This is a genomic window from Bombilactobacillus bombi (assembly GCF_013607485.1).
In the GTDB taxonomy this organism is placed as follows: Bacteria; Bacillota; Bacilli; order Lactobacillales; family Lactobacillaceae; genus Bombilactobacillus; species Bombilactobacillus bombi_A.
This window is the reverse complement of record NZ_SCHP01000055.1, coordinates 1-6,250: the sequence shown is the minus strand read 5'-3', so window position 1 is coordinate 6,250 and position 6,250 is coordinate 1. Positions and strand designations below refer to the sequence as shown.

Sequence of the window (6,250 nt, the reverse complement as noted above, 5' to 3'; positions counted from 1 at the left end):
AACGACTAGGATAACATAAGAAAATAAGAAAGTATAATTCACAGAAATATTAGTTACTGTTAATGAAGTAATAGGTGCTCCATTTTTATTTTCTTTAGCGAACATCTTTGGAAAAGAACCTTCCTTAGCCGCTTCATAAGGTAACTGGCCGGCAAACATTGTCCACGAAAGCCAAGCACCAACAACCGAGATAATTAATCCGAGATTAACAACCATAGCACCCCATTTACCAACTATACTTTGTAAAAGTTGAGCCATTGCTGGCTGACTTAAATGTGCTAAACCTGCACGCTTCATTACTCCAAAAGATAATAATGTTACCAACATATAAATTAGAATAACAGTTATAATACCCAATACTGTCGCTTTACCAACATCTGAACGTTTACGTGCTCGTCCAGAAAAGACTACAGCTCCTTCTATACCTATGAAAACCCAGACCGTTACCAACATTGTACTTTTTGCTTGCTTAAGAACATCGGCAAATTCAAAATGTCCTGTTGGAGTAAACCAAAAATCATTACTAAACATATTCAATTTAAAAGCAAATAAAACAATTACTAAAAACAAAAATATAGGTATGAGTTTAGCTATAGTAATAATAGTATTTACAAATGATGCTGACTCAACACCTCTTAAAATCATGAAATGGCAAGCCCATAAAATTATTGAAGCTGCTAAAATAGACCAGATATTTTGTCCGTTTCCAAATATCGGTAAAAAATACGCCACAGCACTCATTAACAGCGTCGCATAACCTACATTACCTAACCACGCTGATGCCCAATAGCCCCAAGCTGAATTAAATCCCATATATTTTCCGAATCCTGCTTCTGCGTAGCTATAAACACCTGCATCTAGATCTGGTCGTTTCATAGTTAAATTTTGAAAAGAAAAAGCTAACATTATCATACCAATAGCAGTAATAATCCAACCAATTATAATCGCTCCAGCTCCAGCTCCAGTGGCCATATCGTGCATTAAGTTAAATACACCCCCACCAATAATAGAGCCAACAACCAATCCAACAAGCTCAAGTAAACCTAATTTACCATCGCGTTCTTTCATTATAAATCGCCCCTCTTAAATCATAAATCATGTTGTTATTTTACCATTAATCAACATAATAATTCCTATGATGGCACCAATGCATATTAATATTGTTACTAGTGTTTCAATTTTATTAAACTTATTTGTGTAATTTTTTAAAAAATGAGCTATTACAAATAGAAATAAACCTGGAATATAATCGATAAACATAACAATACGTACTGGAATCCAGCCATATAAATACCAATACATTCGAACAGAAATGAAAAAACACCAAAGAAAAGTTGTATCTTGTTTCCTGGATCATGTATATTCTGCCACGAATATTTAATTTGATAGGCAGCTACTAAAATATAACTAATTACAATTGCAGATGTACATAGCGAATAAGCAAACTGATAAGCGCTCTGAGTAAATAGTAAAGAAATAAGAAATATTTGAACCAATAAGCCACTAATCAATAAAGATTCAGTAGGAGCTCCATACTTATTTCTATGTCCTAATTTACTTGGTAACAAATTACGATCAGCCATAAGCATTACTGTTTCTGCAGGCAGCATTGTCCAAGAAAACCAAGAACCCATTGTAGATAACACTAAACCTATACTAATTAGCGCACCACCCCAATTTCCCACCATATCTTTAAATATATAAACCATGGCTGGTTGTTCAATAGTTGCTAATTTATGTTGACTTAAATACCCATAAGGTAGTACCGAAGCCAAAATATAGATAGTTAATAAGCAAATCAATCCTAAGATTGTTGCCTTTCCAGCATCAGTTTTTTTCTTAGCTCTTGATGACATATTAACTGCTCCCTCAATACCAACAAAAAGCCACATCAAAACCATCATGCAGTTCTTGATTTGTAAACCTATGCTAGAACCATGGTTAACATTACTGTTGACATTACTCCAAAAATGAGCAGTGAAAATATGTCCTTTGAATAAAATGATAGCAAATATAATGAATGTAAACAGAGGTATTAATTTACAAATAGTAATAAATGTATTTAAAATGGCAGCACTCTCAATTCCATGATAAACAATTAAAGTTAGTATCCACGAGATAGCACTAGCAACAAGAATTGAAGGTAAATTATTTCCTGATTTAAAGATTGGAATAAAATATCCTATAGAGCTCATCATCACTGTAGCAAATGCAACATTCCCTAACCATGATGACAACCAATATCCCCATCCGCTAATAAATCCGGCGTATTGACCAAAACCGGCTTCTGCATAGTCAAAAACACCACTTAAATCCGGTCTTTTTATGATCAGATTATTGAATGTTAATGCCAACATCATAATACCAGTACCAACAATGAACCAAGCTATTAAAACTGCTCCTGGTGAGGCTGATTTTGCTAAATCTGAAGTTAAGGCAAATATCCCTGAACCAATCGCTGAAGTTACAACCATTGCAATTAATGACAGTAGATTTATTCCACCTGGGTTATCATTTTGCGATCCCATTAATCTATCCTTTCACCAATATAGGCAAAATACTTTTAATCAATGCAAATTACACTCAATACACATTAAAAATCACATACATAAAAATACTTTAATTACCATAATAATCATCAACATTATAACTAAACATATAAACAACCCTATATTAATAATTCAATAAGTTGCAAATATGTTAAATTGTTGCATTAATGCTTCTAAAGCATATTATTTATATCTTGATTAAGTAATTTAATCCTAATCCACTGTAATTATGGTACCAGCATTGTTATTTATAAAATCGTCAATTCCATCAAGTGATGTAATAACTGCAGTATTACCCGTTGCCTTTACAAAATCTATTGCAGCCTGAACTTTAGGTAACATACTACCTGCAGCAAATTGCTTCTCATCAATATATTTTTCTAGTTGTGATACTGTAACATGTTCTAATTTCTTTTGACTAGGTTTATTAAAATTAATGTAAACATTTTTTACAGCTGTCAAAATAATTAATTGATCTGCATGAACTAACTCAGCTAATTTTTCGCTTGCAAAGTCTTTATCAATAACAGCTTCTTTACCTATAAGTTTTGTACCTTGAGTAACTACTGGAACTCCACCACCACCGACAGAAATTGGAATAACACCAGCATCAACTAAAGTACTAATAGCACTACTTTCAATGACATTAATTGGCTTTGGAGAAGCAACTACTCGTCTATATCCACGACCAGCATCTTCTACAAATGAAAAATTAGGGTTTTCTTCTTTAGCAGCGGAAGCTTGCTCTTTAGTCATGAACGGCCCTATTGGCTTACTTGGATTAGTAAATGCTGGATCATCGGCATTTACTTCTACTTGAGTAACTAATGTAACAACGCTTTTATCTATTTTTTTGACTCTTAAAAGTTGACTTAATGCATTTTGCATCCAGTAACCTATGCTTCCTTGTGTCATAGCCACACAAGTATCTAATGGCATTTCAGGATTCTCTTTGGTGCTTCCTGAAGCCTGCTGCAGTAACAAATTACCAACTTGTGGCCCATTTCCATGTGATATGATCAATTGATCCCCATTTTCAATGAACTTAACAAGGTATTCTGCTGTGTTGGATAAAGCTTTTTGTTGAGCAGAAGCTGAGGCATTTTCTGAAAGAATAGCGTTTCCACCAAGAGCTACAACAATCTTTTTTTTCATAATTATTATCTCCTTAATACTTTTAATAAAGTACAAGAGGCCGGACAGACTCTAAGCTTGTCACGGCCTCCGTAAATAATTAGTTTTTATATAACTTTATAATTATACTCTAGGAATGAATAAATTACCTAAAGTTGCAGCCATAATTGCCTTAATTGAGTGCATTCTATTTTCTGCTTCTTCAAATTGGCGTGCATATTTGCTATTGAAAACTTCGTCAGTAACTTCCATTTCTTTAATACCATATTGTTTTTCAACGTCTTTACCGTATTCAGTATCAGTGTTATGAAAAGCTGGTAGACAGTGCATAAATATTAATTGATCATCAGGAGTACCTGTTTTCTTCATTGCATCCATGTTAACTTGATATGGACGTAATAATTTAACACGTTCTTCCCAATTATCTTCTCCCATTGATACCCAAACGTCAGTATAAACAATATTTGATCCCTTCATACCTTCGTCTACATTATCAGTAATAACTAATTCAGCACCTGATTTTTTAGCAAAACTTTGTGCAATTTTTTGAGTATCATCTGTTGGGAACAATTCTTTTGGTGCAACAATGTGCACATTAACTCCCAAGATAGCACCTGTGACTAATAAGGAATTAGCAACATTATTACGACCATCTCCCATAAATGTGAGAGTTAATCCCTTTAATTTCCCAAAATTTTCTTTTACTGTCATAAAATCAGCTAACATTTGGGTAGGATGCCATTCATCGGTTAAACCATTCCAAACTGGAACACCACTGTCTTTAGCTAATATTTCAGCATCACTTTGCTTAAATCCACGAAATTCAATACCATCGAACATACTACCTAGAACTTTGGCAGTATCAGAAGTGGATTCTTTTTTGCCTAATTGAATATCACCAGAGCCAAGATATTCAGGATGTGCTCCTAAATCAATTGCTGCTGTAGTAAAAGCAGATCGTGTTCTTGTAGATGATTTTTCAAATAAAAGAGCAATGTTTTTACCTTCTAAATAACGATGTGGAATATGTGCTTTTTTTAATGCTTTTAAATGTAATCCAAAATCAATTAAAAACTCTAACTCTGCAGCTGAAAAATCTTTTTCAGCTAAAACACTTCTTCCTTGAAATACACTTTGTTTAAAATCTTTAGTCATGGTCAACCTTTTCTCCTTAAAGAATGTTTTTAATTTATTAAATTAACATAATTTTACGTACAGTATTATATCATTTGAAGAATAATAAATTATTTTTTAAGATCTTCTCTAACCATTGGACAACTCATGCAACGTGGGCCCCCACGACCGCGAGACAATTCACTTGAAATTACTTCCAACACCTTTAATCCGTGTTTTCTTAACAAATCATTAGAAACATAATTACGATTATAAGTTACAACCACGCCTGGTGCAATTGTCAATGTGTTTGATCCATCATTCCATTGTTCACGTCCAGCAATAATTGGATCACCATTACCTGTTGGAATCAAATCCAATTCACTAATACCTAGTGCTCTTTTTAGAACTTCTTTTAAATCAGTATCATGTTTAATGTTTAACTCATTACTATTTTTACCAGGTGTAATCGTCCAAGTATCAATCTTTCCATCTTCACTTAGAATACCTGGATGTACTGTAAACTGATCATAATTGATCATAGTAAATACAGTATCTAAATGCATCATTGCATGATTATGAGGAATTCCAATTGCTATTACAGTATCATAACTACTATTGGAGAAAAGATTCTTAGCAATATCTTGAATCGCATCTGCTGATGTTCTCTGAGAGACACCAATAGCCATAACATGATCACTTAATACTAGCTCGTCTCCACCCTCAATACGCGTATTATGATTCCGATCACGCCACACATGTACACCTTTATTAGCAAAGCGTGGATGATACTTAATAATCATCTCATTAAATAATGACTCACGTTGTCGGGCTGCAAAAGTCATATGATTAATGCTTATACCGTTACCAATACAAGCTGATGTGTCACGAGTAAAATATAAATTAGGCATAGGATCCATATAAAACTCATAATTGGAATCTTCAGCTAAACTTACAAGATCTTTAGGAACAAAATCTAGTTCGTTTTTCCGTACACCTGCCATAATTTTATTAACCATATCTTGAGTTGACATACTGGAAAGATATTCTTTTAAAGCATCATGAATAGATCCTGAAACATAGCCAGATTCGGACAACATTTGTTCCAAAAAATCATCTTTAACCTTTGTACCACCAGCATCTAATGCTTCAGCTGAAAGATTTTCCATGTACAGAACTTCAACGTCATTGTCACGTAAAGTCTGCGCAAAAAAATCATGTTCTTTTTGGGCAATTGGTAAATATGGAATGTCATCAAAAAGTAGCCTTGGCATCATGTCAGGAGTGAAATTTTCCACTTCATGACCCGGCCGCTTTAACATAACAGTTTTTAGCTTACCAATTTCTGAATAATTATGAATTGGTTCTGTCATTTTTCTTACCTCCATTTGTTAACGTTGTTACATATTATTTATACCATTTCTGTAAACGGTGTCAAGTGCAGTCTTTTAATC

General features: G+C 33.6%; 4 protein-coding genes and 1 pseudogene. All 5 read right to left on the bottom strand.

What is annotated here, in order from left to right; all coding sequences use genetic code 11:
• Positions 1–1,068 (bottom strand): basic amino acid/polyamine antiporter (locus EQ827_RS07420; protein WP_181190366.1); only part of this gene is annotated, 1,068 nt, incomplete at its 3' end.
• Between the two features lie 27 nt (positions 1,069–1,095).
• Positions 1,096–2,528 (bottom strand): annotated as a pseudogene (arcD, locus tag EQ827_RS07415) (arginine-ornithine antiporter).
• 234 nt (positions 2,529–2,762) lie between these two features.
• A complete protein-coding gene (arcC, locus tag EQ827_RS07410) occupies positions 2,763–3,704 on the bottom strand; it encodes a carbamate kinase (RefSeq protein WP_181190365.1) in 942 nt (313 codons plus the stop codon).
• A 102-nt stretch (positions 3,705–3,806) separates the two neighbouring features.
• A complete protein-coding gene (argF, locus tag EQ827_RS07405) occupies positions 3,807–4,838 on the bottom strand; it encodes an ornithine carbamoyltransferase (protein WP_181190364.1) in 1,032 nt (343 codons plus the stop codon).
• An 89-nt stretch (positions 4,839–4,927) separates the two neighbouring features.
• Positions 4,928–6,169 (bottom strand): arginine deiminase, encoded by a 1,242-nt coding sequence (gene arcA / locus EQ827_RS07400; protein ID WP_181190363.1) that lies wholly within the window; start codon positions 6,167–6,169, stop codon positions 4,928–4,930.
• Between the last annotated feature and the right edge of the window lie 81 nt (positions 6,170–6,250).

Excerpts from the sequence above, each read along its gene's own strand:
- arcC (WP_181190365.1), bottom strand. The coding sequence starts at position 3,704 with ATGAAAAAAAAGATTGTTGTAGCTCTTGGTGGAAACGCTATTCTTTCA.
- argF (WP_181190364.1), bottom strand. The coding sequence starts at position 4,838 with ATGACTAAAGATTTTAAACAAAGTGTATTTCAAGGAAGAAGTGTTTTA.
- arcA (WP_181190363.1), bottom strand. The coding sequence starts at position 6,169 with ATGACAGAACCAATTCATAATTATTCAGAAATTGGTAAGCTAAAAACT.